The sequence below is a fragment of the Neorhizobium tomejilense genome (genome assembly GCF_964254135.1).
GTDB lineage: Bacteria > Pseudomonadota > Alphaproteobacteria > Rhizobiales > Rhizobiaceae > Neorhizobium > Neorhizobium tomejilense.
This window is the reverse complement of sequence record NZ_CAXUSO020000001.1, coordinates 534,333-550,722: the sequence shown is the minus strand read 5'-3', so window position 1 is coordinate 550,722 and position 16,390 is coordinate 534,333. Positions and strand designations below refer to the sequence as shown.

The 16,390-nt window shown below is 62.7% G+C and carries 18 protein-coding genes; 7 read left to right on the top strand and 11 right to left on the bottom strand.

Annotated elements, in window-relative coordinates; all coding sequences use genetic code 11:
- Nucleotides 1-46 precede the first annotated feature (46 nt).
- A complete protein-coding gene (locus ACSQ3G_RS02735) occupies nucleotides 47-478 on the bottom strand; it encodes a GNAT family N-acetyltransferase (protein WP_105439209.1) in 432 nt (143 codons plus the stop codon).
- A gap of 118 nt (nucleotides 479-596) precedes the next feature.
- Here ACSQ3G_RS02735 and ACSQ3G_RS02730 point away from each other — a divergent pair, with 118 nt between their 5' ends.
- The gene (locus ACSQ3G_RS02730) at nucleotides 597-785 is read left to right on the top strand and encodes a hypothetical protein (protein ID WP_105401940.1); all 189 of its coding nucleotides are present in this window, start codon (nucleotides 597-599) and stop codon (nucleotides 783-785) included.
- A complete protein-coding gene (locus tag ACSQ3G_RS02725; protein ID WP_436108953.1) occupies nucleotides 778-1,065 on the top strand; it encodes a type II toxin-antitoxin system RelE/ParE family toxin in 288 nt (95 codons plus the stop codon). Before ACSQ3G_RS02730 ends, ACSQ3G_RS02725 begins: the two co-directional genes overlap by 8 nt.
- Nucleotides 1,066-1,081: 16 nt before the next feature.
- Here the strand turns inward: ACSQ3G_RS02725 and ppdK are convergent, their stop codons facing one another.
- The 4 genes from ppdK to ACSQ3G_RS02705 form a co-directional block, all read right to left on the bottom strand.
- On the bottom strand, nucleotides 1,082-3,751 hold the full coding sequence (gene ppdK, locus ACSQ3G_RS02720) for a pyruvate, phosphate dikinase (RefSeq protein ID WP_436108952.1): 2,670 nt from the start codon (nucleotides 3,749-3,751) through the stop codon (nucleotides 1,082-1,084).
- A 442-nt stretch (nucleotides 3,752-4,193) separates the two neighbouring features.
- Nucleotides 4,194-7,655, bottom strand: coding sequence for a chromosome segregation SMC family protein (locus ACSQ3G_RS02715; protein ID WP_436108951.1), 3,462 nt, complete (start codon nucleotides 7,653-7,655; stop codon nucleotides 4,194-4,196).
- Nucleotides 7,656-7,691: 36 nt separating this feature from the next.
- The gene (locus ACSQ3G_RS02710; RefSeq protein ID WP_046664499.1) at nucleotides 7,692-8,396 is read right to left on the bottom strand and encodes a DsbA family protein; all 705 of its coding nucleotides are present in this window, start codon (nucleotides 8,394-8,396) and stop codon (nucleotides 7,692-7,694) included.
- A 144-nt stretch (nucleotides 8,397-8,540) separates the two neighbouring features.
- On the bottom strand, nucleotides 8,541-9,044 hold the full coding sequence (locus ACSQ3G_RS02705) for a DUF721 domain-containing protein (protein ID WP_046631622.1): 504 nt from the start codon (nucleotides 9,042-9,044) through the stop codon (nucleotides 8,541-8,543).
- 87 nt (nucleotides 9,045-9,131) lie between these two features.
- On the opposite strand from ACSQ3G_RS02705, the gene mutY reads away from it, so the two are divergent.
- Nucleotides 9,132-10,217, top strand: a complete 1,086-nt coding sequence (gene mutY / locus ACSQ3G_RS02700; RefSeq protein ID WP_436108950.1) for an A/G-specific adenine glycosylase — start codon at nucleotides 9,132-9,134, stop codon at nucleotides 10,215-10,217.
- An 18-nt stretch (nucleotides 10,218-10,235) separates the two neighbouring features.
- Nucleotides 10,236-10,850, top strand: a complete 615-nt coding sequence (locus tag ACSQ3G_RS02695) for an HAD family hydrolase (RefSeq protein ID WP_436108949.1) — start codon at nucleotides 10,236-10,238, stop codon at nucleotides 10,848-10,850.
- 25 nt (nucleotides 10,851-10,875) lie between these two features.
- Here the strand turns inward: ACSQ3G_RS02695 and ACSQ3G_RS02690 are convergent, their stop codons facing one another.
- Nucleotides 10,876-11,646, bottom strand: coding sequence for a S24 family peptidase (locus ACSQ3G_RS02690; protein ID WP_436108948.1), 771 nt, complete (start codon nucleotides 11,644-11,646; stop codon nucleotides 10,876-10,878).
- A 246-nt stretch (nucleotides 11,647-11,892) separates the two neighbouring features.
- The gene (locus ACSQ3G_RS02685; protein WP_046631201.1) at nucleotides 11,893-13,023 is read right to left on the bottom strand and encodes a site-specific DNA-methyltransferase; all 1,131 of its coding nucleotides are present in this window, start codon (nucleotides 13,021-13,023) and stop codon (nucleotides 11,893-11,895) included.
- 144 nt (nucleotides 13,024-13,167) lie between these two features.
- Between ACSQ3G_RS02685 and ACSQ3G_RS02680 the strand changes: the two genes are divergently transcribed.
- Both ACSQ3G_RS02680 and ACSQ3G_RS02675 read left to right on the top strand, forming a co-directional pair.
- Complete coding sequence (locus ACSQ3G_RS02680; protein WP_046610807.1) at nucleotides 13,168-13,464, top strand: nucleotidyltransferase family protein; 297 nt, start codon at nucleotides 13,168-13,170, stop codon at nucleotides 13,462-13,464.
- The gene (locus ACSQ3G_RS02675) at nucleotides 13,464-13,811 is read left to right on the top strand and encodes a HepT-like ribonuclease domain-containing protein (RefSeq protein WP_436108947.1); all 348 of its coding nucleotides are present in this window, start codon (nucleotides 13,464-13,466) and stop codon (nucleotides 13,809-13,811) included. Before ACSQ3G_RS02680 ends, ACSQ3G_RS02675 begins: the two co-directional genes overlap by 1 nt.
- Before the next feature lie 13 nt (nucleotides 13,812-13,824).
- On the opposite strand, the gene ACSQ3G_RS02670 is transcribed toward ACSQ3G_RS02675, so the two are convergent.
- Together ACSQ3G_RS02670 and ACSQ3G_RS02665 are read right to left on the bottom strand one after the other, a co-directional pair.
- Nucleotides 13,825-14,172: an antibiotic biosynthesis monooxygenase family protein gene (locus tag ACSQ3G_RS02670; protein ID WP_436108946.1), complete on the bottom strand. Its 348-nt coding sequence runs from the start codon at nucleotides 14,170-14,172 to the stop codon at nucleotides 13,825-13,827.
- Complete coding sequence (locus ACSQ3G_RS02665) at nucleotides 14,169-14,498, bottom strand: NIPSNAP family protein (RefSeq protein ID WP_436108945.1); 330 nt, start codon at nucleotides 14,496-14,498, stop codon at nucleotides 14,169-14,171. Before ACSQ3G_RS02665 ends, ACSQ3G_RS02670 begins: the two co-directional genes overlap by 4 nt.
- 73 nt (nucleotides 14,499-14,571) lie before the next feature.
- Between ACSQ3G_RS02665 and ACSQ3G_RS02660 the strand changes: the two genes are divergently transcribed.
- The gene (locus ACSQ3G_RS02660) at nucleotides 14,572-15,255 is read left to right on the top strand and encodes an ArsR/SmtB family transcription factor (RefSeq protein ID WP_436108944.1); all 684 of its coding nucleotides are present in this window, start codon (nucleotides 14,572-14,574) and stop codon (nucleotides 15,253-15,255) included.
- On the opposite strand, the gene ACSQ3G_RS02655 is transcribed toward ACSQ3G_RS02660, so the two are convergent.
- Nucleotides 15,206-15,676 (bottom strand): DUF1284 domain-containing protein, encoded by a 471-nt coding sequence (locus ACSQ3G_RS02655; RefSeq protein ID WP_436108943.1) that lies wholly within the window; start codon nucleotides 15,674-15,676, stop codon nucleotides 15,206-15,208. The two genes, ACSQ3G_RS02660 and ACSQ3G_RS02655, sit on opposite strands and share 50 nt — an antisense overlap.
- On the bottom strand, nucleotides 15,673-16,260 hold the full coding sequence (locus ACSQ3G_RS02650; protein ID WP_436108942.1) for a biotin transporter BioY: 588 nt from the start codon (nucleotides 16,258-16,260) through the stop codon (nucleotides 15,673-15,675). Before ACSQ3G_RS02650 ends, ACSQ3G_RS02655 begins: the two co-directional genes overlap by 4 nt.
- Nucleotides 16,261-16,390: the final 130 nt, after the last annotated feature.

Below are 16,390 nucleotides of genomic sequence, written 5' to 3'. Positions count from 1 at the left end.
CCGAGCATAACACGGCAACACAGACGTGTGAGCAAAAGATCGAGAGTCAGAAGTTCTTCATGTTGTAATGGGGAATCCCGACGTCGAAGAACTCTTCCCCATAGGTCTTGAAGCCGAAACGTTCGTACATGGAGATCTTGTCGCTCTGGGCCGCCAGATGAAAGCGGTTGTCCCGCGCTTGGCCGTGCGCCTCCATGGCGGCGCGGATCATGGCGCTGGCGACGCCCTTGCCGCGCCACGGGCTGGTGACGGCGACCCGCCCGATCTTGACGCAATCTTCCGCGTAAATGACCCGCAACGTGCCGCAGACCTCGCCGGAGACGACGGCGACGAAGTGGAAGGCGGTCAGGTCTTCGGCATCGAATTCCATGTCGGCAGGCACGTTCTGTTCGACGATGAAGACTTCGCGGCGAAGGCGGAAACCCTCGTTGCAGAGCGTGCTGAAGACGGGGACGGCGAGAACGGTAACCTGGTTCATGATGGCCTCCTCGACCTTCATTTTCGAATAGCGATTTTGTTTTGCCGGTGACGGCCGGCATGACATAAACATCCCCAATCAGCTTTTAAAAGCGGCTTCGATCTGCCATGATCCTTCCATGAGCGAAACGCAAAAGCCAATTTCGATTGAGGATGCTATTTCGCCGGCGCCGACGGAGGCAGCCGACGATCTGCACGCGTGGCAGGTCAAAAAACTGGCAGAGCGAAAAAAATCGGCTGATGCCGGACGATTTGCTTCCGCGGAGACAGTGAAGGCAGTGATCCGCAAATTCGTCCCTAATGGATGAACTCGTCTGGCTGGACGAGGCACTGCAAGATCTCGATGAGATCGGCTCCTATATCGCACTCGACAATTCGCACGCTGCCGAAAACGTGGTCCGTCGCATAGTGGAAGCTGTTTCAATGCTCGCGTGGCACCCGAAAGTCGGACGACTGACATCGGATGGAGATACACGGCGCCTCACCATCGCCGGCATCCCCTACATCGCCTTTTATCGCCTCCGCGAACGAGCGGAGATATTGGCCATATTTCACACGTCCCGAAAATGGCCGGACCATCTGAAATAGGGAGTGGCTCTCCGGTTCATCCCCTCCTCCTTTCGATCGCCGCCTGGGCTGCGGCAAGGCGGGCGATGGGCACGCGGAAGGGCGAGCAGGAGACGTAGTCGAGGTCGGCATTCTCGCAGAAGCGGATCGATGCGGGGTCGCCGCCGTGTTCGCCGCAGATGCCTAGCTTGAGGTCGTTGCGGGTCCGGCGACCGCGCTCGGCGGCGATCTGGATGAGCTCGCCGACACCGTCGAAATCGAGCGAGATGAACGGATCGTGCTCGATGATGCCCTTCCTCTGATAGGTGGGGATGAAGGCCGCCGCATCGTCGCGCGACATGCCGAAGGTGGTCTGGGTCAGGTCGTTGGTGCCGAAGGAGAAGAACTCAGCCGTCTCGGCGATGACATGGGCGCGGATGGCGGCGCGCGGCAGCTCGATCATCGTGCCGGCGAGATAGGCGATCGGAACGCCGGTTTCGTTCGCGACATCCTCGGCGACGCGGTCGATGACGCCCTTCACATAGTCCAGTTCCTTGCGCAGGCTGACGAGCGGCACCATGATTTCCAGTTCGACTGGTTCGCCGGTCAGCTTGCCGGCCTCCACCGCCGCCTCGAAAATGGCGCGCGCCTGCATTTCGGCGATCTCGGGATAGGAGATCGCCAGCCGGCAGCCGCGATGGCCGAGCATCGGGTTGAATTCGTGGATGGCGTCGATGCGGCGGGCGAGGAAGGCCGGCGGCATCGCCATCGCCTTGGCGACCTCGGCGATCTCGGCTTCCGTCTTCGGCAGGAATTCGTGCAGCGGCGGATCGAGCAGGCGGATCGTCACCGGCAGGCCGTGCATGATCGAGAAGAGCTCGATGAAATCCGAGCGCTGCATCGGCAGGAGCTTTCCGAGCGCCTCGCGGCGGCCCGTCTCATCCTCGGCGAGGATCATCTCGCGCATGACGTGGATGCGGTCGCCTTCGAAGAACATATGCTCGGTGCGGCAGAGGCCGATGCCTTCGGCCCCGAAGGAGCGGGCGGCGCGGGCATCCTGCGGCGTATCGGCGTTGGTGCGCACCGTCATGCGGCGGGTCTTGTCGGCCCAGGCCATCAGCTTGCCGAAATCGCCGGAGAGTGCAGGCTGGATCATCGGCACCGCGCCCTTCAGCACCTGCCCGGACGAGCCGTCTATCGTCACCGTGTCGCCGCGCTTCAGCGTCACGCCGGCGCCGATCAGGAGTTCGTTGCGCAGGTCGACCCGCATCGAGCCGGCACCGACGACGCAGGGGATGCCCATGCCGCGGGCGACGACGGCGGCATGACTGGTCATGCCGCCGCGGGTGGTCAAAATACCTTCGGCGGCGTGCATGCCGTGGATGTCCTCGGGACTGGTCTCGATGCGCACCAGGATAACCTTGCGGCCTTCGTGTTCCGCCTCGACCGCCTCTTCGGCGGTGAAGACGATCTCGCCGGTGGCGGCACCCGGGGAAGCCGGCAGGCCGGACCCGACCACGTGGCGCTCGACGCGCGGATCGATGGTCGGGTGGAGAAGCTGGTCGAGCGAGGGCGGCTCGATGCGGCAAACCGCCTCTTCCTCGGTGATGACGCCCTCCTCCACCATGTCGACGGCGATCTTCATCGCCGCGCGGGTGGTGCGCTTGCCGGAGCGGGTCTGCAGCATCCATAACTTGCCGCGCTCGACGGTGAATTCGAGGTCCTGCATTTCGCGGTAATGGGCTTCCAGCCGGTCGCAGATCGCCTTGAACTCGGCGAACGTTTCCGGCATCAGCTTTTCCATCGACGGCTTGTCGGAGCCGGAAGCGATACGGCCTTCCTCGGTGATCGATTGCGGCGTACGGATGCCGGCGACGACATCCTCCCCTTGCGCATTGACCAGAAACTCGCCGTAGAGCGCCTTTTCGCCGGTCGAGGGATTACGGGTGAAGGCGACGCCGGTCGCCGAGGACGAACCGAGATTGCCGAACACCATGGTCTGGACGTTGACGGCCGTGCCCCACTCCTCCGGAATGCGGTGGAGCATGCGATAGGTCATGGCGCGCGGGTTCATCCAGCTCGAAAAGACGGCGCGGATGGCGCCCCAGAGCTGCACATGCGGATCCTGCGGAAAGCTGCTGCCCAGCTCGTCCTCGATCATCCTTTTATAGAGGCTGACGACGTGCTGCCATTCGACGGCAGAGAGGTCGGTGTCATAATCGTGGCCGAGCCGGGCCTTCTCGTCCTCGAGTATCTCCTCGAAAATCTCGTGGTCGAGGCCCATGACCACATCGGCATACATCTGGATGAAGCGGCGGTAGCTGTCCCAGGCAAAGCGCGCGTCGCCGGCATCGTGCCCGAGCGACTGCACCGTTTCGTCGTTGAGGCCGAGGTTGAGGACGGTGTCCATCATGCCCGGCATGGATGCGCGGGCGCCGGAGCGCACTGAAAGCAGCAGAGGCTTCGTCCTGCCGCCGAAGACGCGGCCGGTCAGCCCTTCGATCGCGGCAATGCCTTCGAGGACCTGCGCCTTCAGGTCGTCCGGAAGCGTCCTGCCATTCTCGAAATAGAAAACGCAGGCATCGGCAACGATGGTCAGTCCTGGAGGAACCGGCAGGCCAAGGCTTGCCATCTCGGCGAGATTGGCGCCCTTGCCACCCAGCCGCTCGACATCCGTGGCGCGGCCCTCTGCCTCGCCACCGCCGAAGCGATAGACCCATTTCGACATTGCTGCTCTCCACCCGTCGCAGTCTTTTGCGCAATAACTACAAGTTTTATGACGGTTTGGGAACGGATCTAGGCAGGAATATGTTGCGTCGCAACAAGAGCGGCCGGAGACGGTTACCAAATTGGCCCGGGAGCGCTGGCAAACAAAGCTTTGCGGGGCCGGATCACAGGCGGCCCCGCAAAGCTTTCCGCCCGGGACAGGAAACCCGGACGGGGGGTAGGAAACTTTGAGCTGGACTGCGAAGCGTATGGACGCTCAGGCGCGTTCCAATTCCACAGTCCACAAAATAACAATAGTCAGAAAATTACATCCCCCATATGGGTGATTCTACGTAGGTCGCAGGTACTTTACCCCCGGATGCAGCCTTAAAAATTGATGCTAGTCAATGAATTGACGTAAATTACGTCGCGAGAGAATGCAACTCGCAACAACGGCACCCCATTCAGCTCGCCTCGCGCAGAAGCTCCGCGGTCTGGAGATCGACGGAAACGAGCTGGGAAACGCCCTGTTCGCCCATCGTCACGCCGAAAAGGCGGTTCATGCGGGCCATGGTGATGGGATTATGGGTGATGATGATGAAACGGGTTTCGGTCGATGCCGCCATCTCGTCCATCAGATTGCAATAACGTTCCACATTGTGATCGTCGAGCGGCGCATCGACCTCGTCCAGCACGCAGATCGGCGCCGGATTGGTGAGGAAGACGGCGAAGATCAACGCCATCGCCGTCAGCGCCTGCTCGCCGCCCGACAAAAGCGTCATGGTCTGCGGCTTCTTGCCCGGCGGGCGGGCGAGGATTTCAAGGCCGGCTTCGAGCGGATCGTCCGATTCAATCAACTGCAGTTCCGCCGTGCCGCCGCCGAAAAGATGGGTGAAGAGCCGTTGGAACTGCTCATTGACCACGTCGAAAGCGGCCAGCAGCCGCTCGCGGCCTTCGCGGTTGAGGCTCTGGATCGCACCGCGCAGCTTGCGGATCGCGTCGATCACGTCGGCGCGCTCGCGCATCAGGTTGTCGAGCTTGTCGGAAAGCTCCTTCTGCTCTTCGTCCGCGCGCAGGTTGACGGCGCCGAGCCTTTCCCGCTCCATGCGCAGGCGGTCTACCTCGCGCTCGATCTCGCGGACATCCGGCAGGGCCGAGTCGGGCTTCAGGCCGGCCAGCCGCAGGACCTCGTGGGGCGCGACATTGAGCGCCTCGCGGATGCGGTTCTCGCTCTCATGGCGCTTCTCGGCAGCCGAAACCAGACGCTCCTCGGCACGGCCGCGCTTTTCGCGCACTTCGGCCAGTTCGGAAAGGGCAACGACCGCGATCCGGTCGGCTTCGCGCTGATGGGTTTCCGCCTCGGCCAATCGGTCGGCGGCGGCGCGGCGGGCCTCTTCCGCCTTCTGCAACTCGGTCAGCAGCGCGCGGCGCTTGTCGTCGAACTCCTCGGGCGCAGCTTCGAGATCGGCGATCTCCTCGCGGGCCTCTTCCTCGCGCTCTCTGAGGCTGGCGATATGATCCGCGGCGCTCGCCGCCCTGGCCGTCCAGGAGGCGCGCTCCTGGGCGATCGCGGCAAGGCGCCGCTTGCGGGCCTCGGTCTCGCGGCTCAGGCCCTCGTAACGGGCGCGCGCTTCGGCGAGCAGGCCGCGATCGGTCGCGACAACCGCCTGCTGGTCGCGCAGCCGGTTATCGAGATGGGAAATATCGGGCGCATCCTCGAGTTCGACGCGGGCGTTTTCCTCCTGGACGCCGAGATCCTCGATCTGCGCGGTCACCTGGTTCACCGCCTCGCCGGCCACATCGCGGCGGCGCATCAGGTCGCCGGCTGCACGTTCGGCAGCGGCCAGCGCATCGCGGGCTTCGGATAGCTGGCGCGCGCCGATGCGGGCGCGATCGCGGGCGTCGGTGAGGCGCCGTTCGGCGGAGGTGATTTCGGATGCGGCGGCGGCGAGCGCCACCTCGGTTTCGGACAGCACGATGCGGGCTTCGTCGATCTCGGCTTCCAGTTCCGAGAGCCGGTTCTTCTGGGATAGGCGCAAGGCAGCCGCACCCGGCGCCTCGGAGCCGGTCACATGGCCGTCCCAGCGATAGACCGCGCCTTCGCGGGTCACCAGGCGCTGGCCGGGCCGCAGCAGGCGCATCATCCGCTGGGCCTCCGCCGAAGCCACGACGCCGATCTGGGCAAGGCTGCGGGACAGTTCCGGCGGCGCAGTGACATGCGCGATCAGCGGCTGAGCGCCCTGGGGCAGGCCGGGATCACCGGAACCGTCGCCATTCACCGACCAGTAGGTCGGAGCCGAGGCATCAACGGGGCTTTCGAGGTCGTCGCCAAGCGCTGCACCGAGAGCTGCCTCGAAACCGCGATCGACTCGGATCATGTCGGCGACCGCGACGAAGTCCCCCGATGTGGCGCCGGCTGCGAGCATTTTCGAAATGGTGCGGGCCTCGGTCTCCAGCGCATTGAGCGCAGAGCGTGCAGCCTCCACCGGGCCGCGGGCCATCAATTCGGCCGAGCGGGCGGCGGAAAGTGCCGCCTCCACGTCTTCGACCGCGATCGTCGCATCCTCGACGGCGATTTCCGCCGCCTCGACCGCTTCCCGCCTTTCGGCCGGATCGTCGAGGGCGGAGAGCCGCTCGTTGATGGCGTTAAGCTCGCCCGCCGCATCGCCAAGCTGCCGGTCGAGGCGCTGGCGGCGCTCGGCGAGATCGCGGATCAGCCGTTCGAGCTGGTGACGCCCGGCGGCGGCCTCGGCGCGCTCAGCGGTGATTGCCGAAAACAGCGCTTCGCTCGTCGCAAGCGACGCCGCGGCAGCCTCGAAAGTCTCGCGCATCTCTTCGGCTTCGGAGCCGGAATCGGCAAGCATGTCGTTTAGTTGGGCCTCTTCCTCGCCGAGCTTTTCGAGGAAGGCGGTATTGTCGGCGGCGAGCCGTTCTTCGCGGCTGATATCCTCGCCGAGCTGGACGAGCCGACGGGTCAGTTCGTCGCGGCGCTTCAGCAGGCGGTTTGCCTCTTCCTCCAGCTGGCCGCGGGCGATCTGCAGGCGCTGCAGGGCGGCACCGGCCTTCGCCTCCTCCTCGCGCAGTTCCGGCAGCTTGAGGCTGGCGATCGCCTGTTGCTTGGCGGCCTCCATCTGCGCCTGCGCCTTTTCGGCAACGACGCTGGTCACCTGGTTGAGCGCGCTTTCCGCCTCGCCTTCCGCCTCCCTGGCCTGCACCCAGCGGATATGCAGTAGCATCGCCTCGCGGGCCCGGATATCGGACGACAGGGTCTTGAAGCGGCTCGCCTGGCGGGCCTGGCGTTTCAGGCTCTCGATCTGGCTTTCGAGCTGCGAAAGCACGTCGTCCAGACGTTCGAGATTGCCTTCGGCGGCGCGCAGCCGCAGTTCCGCCTCGTGGCGGCGCGAATGCAGGCCGGAAATGCCGGCTGCCTCTTCGAGCAGCTGGCGGCGCGCCTGGGGTTTTGCCTGGATCAGTTCGCCGATGCGGCCCTGCCCGACCATGGAAGGCGAGCGGGCGCCAGTCGAGGCATCGGCAAACAGAAGCTGCACGTCCTTGGCGCGGGCTTCCTTGCCGTTGATGCGGTAGACGGAGCCGGACTCGCGTTCGATGCGGCGGGTCACCTGGATTTCGTCGGAATCGTTGAAGGCGGCAGGTGCCGTGCGGTCGGAATTGTCGAGATAGAGACCGACTTCGGCGGTGTTGCGGGCCGGCCGGTTGCCGGAGCCCGAAAAGATCACGTCGTCCATGCCGGACGCGCGCATGTTCTTGTAGGAGTTTTCCCCCATCACCCAGCGCAGCGCCTCGACGAGGTTCGACTTGCCGCAGCCGTTCGGGCCGACCACGCCGGTCAGCCCGCGCTCGATGATAAATTCCGTCGGTTCGACGAAAGACTTGAATCCGAGAACGCGCAGCTTGTTGAACTTCATGCCGCGCCCCTCACCTTCCCGTCGGGGAAGGCGTGCTCACAACAGGCTGTCGATGAGCTTGGACATGGATTCAACAGACATATCTCCCGAATACTTCTTGCCGCCAATCAGGAAGGTCGGCGTGGAATTGACGCCAAATTCGTCCGCGCCCCTCTTAACGACGGCGTTCACTTCATCGAGAAGCTTCTGGTTCGTCAAGCAGGCCTCGAAAGTCTGCTGTGAGTAACCTGCGAGTTTGACCGCCTGGAGCAGCGCATTGCGCACATTTCCGTCCGCGGGAGCCGCCCAGCCGCGCTGCTGCTTGAAGAGCATCGAGACCATCGGGAAATACTGGGCGGGCGTCGAGAGCTCGGCGGCGTTCTGCGGGCTGCAGCGGGCAAGCATGAAAGCGGCGGTCGCGACCGGATCGAACGGGAATTCGCGGAGGATGAAGCGCACCTTGCCGGTGTCGATATACTTGGTCTTGATCGTCTCGAAGGTCTTGTTGTGGAAATTGGCGCAGTGCGGGCAGGTCATCGACATGTATTCGATGATCGTGACCTTCGCCTTTTCGTCGCCCAGCGCCATTTCCGGCAGCGGACCCGGCTTCACTGCAGCGGCCATGTCCACGGTGCCCTGGGACTCCGGCAATTCCTGCGCGAAAGCTTCGGAAGCACCAAGCGGCAAGGCTAGGCAAACAGCGGTGACTGCCACTCCGCCGAGAAGCGCGCGCCTGGTCATGGTCATTTCGTTCATCTGCATGGAACACCCGTGTGCGAGAGATCTTCAATAAAGGTGACATTCCGTATCGCGGCGCCCCAGCGCGAACAAGCTGTCGATAGGCAAATCTCTTCAAAGAATTGTGACAAATCGGAGATCTATCAAGAGGATCGGCGGGTTTCTCTCTCAGACCTTGCGTTTCTGCTGCAGCACGGCGGTGCCGAGTCTTGCCACGGCCTTCCTGAGCGCCTCGCTTTCAATGCCTTCCATCATGGTTTCCAGCCGCTTGGCGGCCTCGCCCTTCAAGGGCGGCGGCTTGCGGGGATGCTTGAAGGTCTGGGAGACCGGTTTCTGGACGATGCGGATCTGGCGCACCGCCGGGAAACCGAAAAAGCCGTTGATGCGGGCGATCAGCTCACCCTGGGCATGGGTGAGGAAAAGCGCCCGCGCCCCTTCGCAGGCGATCGTCAGCACGCCCGCCTGATGGCCGCCGCCGGAACCGGTGCCCTCGTCGCGGCGCGGCCAGGCGATCTTTTCCGGCCGCGTGCAATCGGCAAAGTCCTCGCCGGCGATCTCGTCCCACGAGCCGAGCAGCGCCGTCGAGATGCCGGCGCGGCGGGCGAGCACGGGATCGATGATACCGTTCGCGATCTCCGATATCTGCAGCTCGCGTTTCTTGGGATAACTCATGACGCCCGCCATTGCGGCCCCGGCAGGCCTTGATGCCGGCGCACTATTCCCACAACTATACGCCATCTCTTCCCATTACGGCAAACAATGCTCCAGACGATCCACATCACCCATGCGCAGAAGCTGCTGACCTGGTACGACCGGCACCATCGGGAGCTTCCATGGCGGGTAAGCCCGGCTGCGGCAAAGGCCGGAAAACGGGCCGATCCCTACCACGTCTGGCTTTCGGAAGTGATGTTGCAGCAGACCACCGTGCAGGCGGTGAAACCCTATTTTGCCAAGTTCCTGACGCTCTGGCCCAAGGTGACCGACCTTGCCGCCGCACCGGTCGAGGACGTGATGGCGGCCTGGGCGGGGCTTGGTTATTACGCCCGCGCCCGCAACCTGAAAAAATGCGCTGAAGCGGTGGCGGCCGAGCATGGCGGTGTGTTTCCCGACACGGAGGAAGGCCTGCGAGCGCTTCCCGGCATCGGCGACTATACGTCCGCCGCAGTCTCGGCCATCGCCTTCAACCGTCAGTCCGCCGTCATGGACGGCAATGTCGAGCGGGTAATTTCACGGCTTTACGCCATCGACGCACCGCTTCCGGGCTCCAAGCCGGTGATGAAGGCAAGGGTGGCTGAACTGACACCGGCCGGTCGGCCCGGTGATTTCGCGCAGGCGATGATGGATCTCGGCGCAACCATCTGTACCCCGAAACGGCCGGCCTGCGCGCTCTGTCCCTTCCGCGACGACTGTCTGGCCTTTGCAGAACACGACCCAGAGCGGTTTCCGGTCAAGGCGGCGAAGAAGGAACGGCCCGTGCGGTTCGGCGCCGTCTTCGTGGCCGTGACGCCGGAGGGCGAAGTGCTATTGCGGCGGCGGGTCGACAGCGGGTTACTCGGCGGCATGACCGAAGTGCCGACCACCGCCTGGACATCGCGCATCGACGGCGGGACCACGACCGACCATGCCCCCTTCCCCGCCGCATGGGAGGCATCGGGCTCCGTCACCCACGTCTTCACCCATTTCGAACTGAGGCTCTCGGTCTTCCGGGCGAAGACCGCGAGGATCGCTACCGCCGACGGCTGGTGGGAGCCGGTCACAAATCTCGAGGCCCAGGCCTTGCCTACAGTGATGAAAAAAGCGATCACCCAGGCTATTCCACTGGCCTTCGAAAAATCCTCGAACTGATATTCCCGGGACCTGTTCATGGCAGCCAAGATCGACCACATCGTCTTCGACATCGGCAAGGTGCTGATCCACTACGATCCGAACCTTCCCTATGCCCGCGTCATTCCGGACGAGGAGGAGCGCAGATGGTTCTTTGAGAACGTCTGCACCCATGAATGGAACCTGGAACAGGATCGCGGCCGCAAGTGGGAAGATGCCGAGGCACTGCTGGTCGCGCAATATCCGGAGCGCGAGGAACAGATCCGCGCCTTCCGCAAATGCTGGCACGAAATGGTGCCGCATGCCTATGACGGCACGGTCAAGATCATGGAGAGCCTGATCGACAAGGGGCACGACGTGACGATGCTGACCAATTTCGCCGCCGACACGTTCGCCGAGGCCAGAAAAATCTTCCCCTTTCTCAATAGGCCGCGGGGCGTGACCGTGTCGGGCGAGATCGGCCTGATCAAGCCGGACGTGGCGATCTACGAAAAGCATGCCCGCGACTTCAGCCTGGCCCCGGAAGCCTCGATCTTCATCGACGACAGCCATGCGAATGTCGAAGGTGCGCGCGCGGCCGGCTGGCAGGCGGTGCATTTCAAGGATGCAGAGACGCTGCGGCAGGACCTGATCGCCCACGGCATCGAGGTATAAGGCCGTCTGGTCACGGGGCCGGTTCCTACAGGATCCGGCTCGCGGCACAGACGCGCCCGACGACTTTCAGCTCCGCTAAACCGTCCTTCAGGACATGCTGCGGGCGATACCGTTCCAGGTTGTCCGGCAGGAGTTCGATACTGCCGTCGGCAAACCGCTGCACCCGCCGGGCGATCAGTTCCGCGCCGGCATCGAACAGATAGACGCGCCCGTCCTCCAACTTGCGGTCGCTGATGTCGACGAAAATAGGCGTACCACCGACGATCGTCGGCGACATGCTGTCGCCGCTCGCAGAGACGACCCGCATGTTCTCCGGATCGACCGAAAGCTTCGCCCAGAAATCTCCGGCGATCGCCGTCCATGTGGTGTCGAGGGAAGACTGCCCGGGCACGACGTCTTCATAAGCCGGGATGACCATCCGATCGGCGAGATTCCAGACCGGGCTCGGCTCGGAAAACCCGGCCGGCGGGATTTCCGGAGGTGAAAAATGGATGACTCCATCCTCGACCGACCAGTCATTGCCGAGATATTCGATCGGCACTTCGGCGAGTTCCGCCATCATGTTGAGCGTGCTGTGGCGCGGCTCGGTCTTGCCGTGACGGTAGTTGTCGAGCGTGTTGTCGTTGAGGCCCAGTGCATCGACGACGCGCAGGCGACCGCCGGCCAGTTCGCAGAGGATCAGCATCTTCAGCGCCACGGCCCGGCGCGCGGCATCCCTGCCCTCCCAGCTTGGAGAGAACCGCGCCAGCGCACGCTCGATCCGGTGGCGCAACTCGCCATTGACAGGCATGGACATTCTAAAAAACGCTAAATTGGAAATTCGTTCAACCCCGTACAACCTACGATATCAAGAGCAGGTGACGGCGGGAATACCTGAAATTTCGCAAAGTCGAGTTTGGCCGGGCGGCAGAGGCTATTAACGCCACGCCGAAAAAAGAAATGGCGCCCGGGATCAGCCTTCCCGAGCGCCAATTATCCTCGTCCGGGACTAGAGGTACGAAACCGGACAAGGCATTCGGTCGATATGGCGGGGACCGGTGGATCAGTCCAGTTTCGCCATACCGTTTCGGATCACGGATCGCAGTTCATCGATGGGCTTGAGCGATTGCCCGTCGTCGAAATGCCAGAACGTCCATCCGTTGCATGCATCAAGGCCCTGCACTTTCGCGCCGAGGCGATGAATGGAACCGGCGTCGCCATTTGCCGAGAGCGTGCCGTCGGCGCGGATGATCGCGCTGTGGCGGCGCTTCGCATCGGTCAGGACCTGACCGGGCTTGACGAGACCGCTTTCGACCAGCGTGTTGAAGGCGACACGGGGTTCGGCCTTCTTGCCGGTCATGACCGTCAGTTCCGCCTTGCCGAGCGGCTCGACGGAGGCGATGCGGGCAGAAGCCGCATCGATATAATCCTGCTCGCGCTCGATGCCGACGAAGTTGCGGCCGAGACGTTTTGCGACGGCGCCGGTCGTGCCGGTGCCGAAGAAGGGATCGAGAATGACGTCGCCCGGCTTGGTCGAGGCCATGATCACACGGGCAAGCAGCGACTCCGGCTTCTGGGTCGGATGGACCTTCTTGCCGTCGTCGCCCTTCAGGCGTTCGCCGCCGGAGCAGATCGGGAACAGCCAGTCGGAGCGCATCTGCACGTCGTCGTTGGAGGCCTTCAGCGCATCGTAGTTGAAGGTATAGCCCTTCGACTTGGCGTCGCGGCTCGCCCAGATCATCGTCTCATGGGCGTTCTGGAACCGGCGACCCTTGAAGTTCGGCATCGGGTTCACCTTGCGCCAGACGATGTCGTTCAGCAGCCAGAAGTTCAGGTCCTGCATGATCGCGCCGACGCGGAAGATGTTGTGGTAGGAACCGATGACCCAGATCGTGCCATTCGGCTTCAAAACGCGGCGGCAGGCAAGCAGCCAGGCGCGGGTGAAGGCGTCATAGATTTCGAAGGAGGCGAACTGGTCCCATTCGTCATCGACGGCATCGACCAGCGACTGGTCGGGACGGTGCAGCGTGCCGCCGAGCTGGAGATTATAGGGTGGATCGGCGAAGATCGCGTCGACGGAATGATCCGGCAGGGCTTCCAGGGCAGCGACGCAATCGCCCTTGATGATGGAGTTTAGCCAAGTGTCCGGACGGACCTGACGCTTCAGGTCGGCCAGCGGAAGAACTGCTGCCATGTGCTACTCGCTACGCTCTACTCGATACGAATTTACTGCCTGTTATGGTTACCTATTTTGGTTACCAAAGCCTGAAGCGGTGCACGATTTCGGGAAAAATTTTGAGGCGTGGAAAGATGGTGCGGGTTGCGCTAGGATCAGCTCATGAAGAGAAGTGAAGCGATCGAAAAGCTGAAACAGCAGGCCGACGCCATCCGCGCGCTCGGCGCGACCTCGCTTTATCTTTTCGGATCGGTCGCCCGCGACGAGGCCGGACCGACAAGCGATCTCGATTTGTTTATCGATTATGATATCGGTAGAAAATTCTCTCTCGTCGATCTGACAGGTATCAAGCTTTTCCTGGAAGATGAATTGTCCACCGAAGTAGACGTCACGACGCGAAACAGTTTGCATCCCCGCCTGAAAGACAAAATCGAACATTCGGCGATCCGGATCTTCTGATGGCACGCGACATCGAATTAATCCTGGATGACATTCTCGAAATGATTGCGGTGATCGAAGAGTCCGTGGACGGAAAGAGGCGAGAAGATTTCGACGGCGATCAAGTCCTGCGGCTTGCAATCCAGCGCGCCATCGAGATCATTTCAGAAGCAAGCAGGCATATTCCGGATAAACTATTAGAACAGGCTCCGGAAATCGCCTGGCGATCGATACGTGGGATGGGTAACGTCCTGCGTCACGAATATCACCGCATTGCGGATGACGTCATCTGGGATGTCGTTATGCATGACTTGCCGCCTTTGAAGGCGGCCGTCCATTTGCTCCGCAACAAAACTTCCCGAAAGTAATCTGTTTCGCAATTCAAGCCGCATGTACCTCGCGGCTATCCTTCGGCGCCTCGTTCCGCTCGAACATGCCGTAGTCCCTGACGACATGGCCGATGCGCAGGCGGTAATCGGCGAAGACGCCGCCGCGGCCGGCTTTCTGGGCGGCGCGATGGCTTTCGAGGTTGCGCCACGCCTTGACCGCCTCCTCGTCCCGCCAGAACGACAGGGAGAGGATTTTTCCGCGCAGGGTGAGGCTTTCGAAACGCTCGATCGAGATGAAGCCGTCGATGGTTTCCAGTTCGGACCGCAGTTCACCGGCAAGGTCGAGATATTTGTGGCGCTCGCCCAGATAGGGGATGACTTCGAAGATGACGGCGATCATGGCTTTACCAATGCTCCGTGCGGCATGGAGACATTCTTGAGGAAGATCCGATCCTCCTTCAGGATGAAGCGCTCGCGCTTCGAAAACGCGTAATTCTCCTGGCCAAGCGGATCGACCATCAGCCGGGCGCGATAGGCTTCGTAGGCGGCGAGGCTGTCGATATTGTAGACGCCGTAGGCCGTCGTCGCCGAACCCTCGTGGGGGCCGAAATAACCGATCAGATCGGCGCCGCAGCGCGGGATTGCCTGGCCCCAGTTGCGGGCATATTCGGCGAAGTCGTCCTTTTTGAACGGGTCGATTTCGTAGCGGATGAAACAGGTGATCATGACTTCGTCTCCTTGTGTTGCGGAGGTGTTTTGCCATATTGCCAGACGAAGATGCTTCGGTTACGGTCGAAGTATGAAAGAAGGTCCAGACATTGCCCGCATCGGGATGCTGTTCGGCGATCCCGCCCGCGCCAACATGCTGACCGCCCTGATGGGCGGCCAGGCGCTGACGGCGACCGAGCTTGCGCAAGCCGCCGGCGTGACCGTGCAGACGGCGAGTTCGCATCTCTCCAAGCTCGAGGATGGTGGTATTCTCGCGCAGCGCAAGCAGGGCCGGCATCGCTATTTCACGCTTGCCGACGCGGCCGCCGGCGCGCTGCTCGAAAACATCATGGGGTTTGCGGCAAGCAGGGGCCATCTGCGCCACCGGCCGGGGCCGAGGGATCCGGCGCTGCGCAAAGCGCGCGTCTGCTACGATCATCTGGCCGGCGACTACGGGGTCAGGATGCTCGACAGTTTCGTCGCCCGCGGCGCGATCGAGAGCGATGGCGAGAACCTGACGATGACCGAGAACGGCCGCGCGGAACTCGGTACGCTCGGCATCGATGTGGCATCGCTCACATCCAATCGCCGGCCGCTCTGCAAATCCTGCCTCGACTGGAGCGAGCGGCGTTCGCATCTGGCCGGAACGCTCGGCAAGGCGCTGCTTGCCCATTTCCTCGAAAACGGCTGGGCACGGCGCAGTGACGAGAGCCGCGCCGTGCTGTTTACGCCCGACGGCGAGCGGAAGTTTCTTTCGCTGTTTCCGGCCGGCTGAACTTCATCACCAGCGCACCTTTGTATTCTTCTCCTGCGATGCGATCGCAAAGGCTGCTCCATTCACAGCCCGTGCAAGCGTGGCGGGTCACGCCGGCAGAGAAGGCGCGGCGCAGTTTCTCGAACAGTGCCTGATCGGAGGCGATCACCGCCCCGGTCTCTAGCTCCCGCCCAAGCAGGCGGGCGATATCCGCCAGCGCCGCCGCGTCGCGACCGGCAACCGAAGCACCGAAACAATGTGCATCTTCATCCGACAGGAGCGGAGCGCAGATATCGTCGGGACCGGAGACGATCTCGATCGGCTCGCCGGCGGAAAGCCGGCCGGCGAGACGACGATAGTTGGCGACGAAGGCTGGGCTATAGCCTTCGCCGACAAAGGTCAGCATGCAGAGAAGATGATGCGGCCGCAGCCTCACCGTCATTCTGTCGCGGTGCGATTGCGGGAGGCAACTGCGGCAAGGACAGCCGCCGCCAGACCCGATTTCAGCGCAGCACCGAGGATGAACGGAGCAACACCGGCCCATAATGCCTTTTCAGCGCCGATCAGTCCCGCAAGCCAGGCCCAGCCGAGCGCAAGGCATAGAAGGTTTGCGATCAGATGCGCCGAGAAGCTGGCGAGGATGCGCCGCCCGGTCCAGCCGCGTTCGGCAAGCCAGCCGGCAAGGGCGGCAATCACCGGAAAGGAAAAGAGATAACCGGCGGTCGGCCCTGCGAACACGGCAATGCCGCCCGCCCCACCCGCGAGCACCGGCGCTCCAAGCGCAGCCTCCCCAAGCCACGCAAGCACCGTCACGGCGCCGAGCCGCCAGCCGTAAAGCGCGCCGATCATAGTCACCGCGAAAGTCTGCATGGTGATCGGGACCGGAACCATCGGCACGGCGATCCGGGACGCGATCGCCAGCACCAGCGTGCCCGCAAGCACGAATAGGACTTTGGCGGGCAAGGACCGCTCCACGAGCCGAAAGGGATCGAAAACAAGCGTCTGGGGGGAATTAATCAGGGACATCGAGCTCTCCTTCTCAAATTATAGATAATTTTGATTCCCATCTATTTTATGAGGTGAATTTTCGACGGACGCAAGAACTATGGCGTCGAGTACACGATGGAAGGAACCGAAACGACGGCACAAATCCACC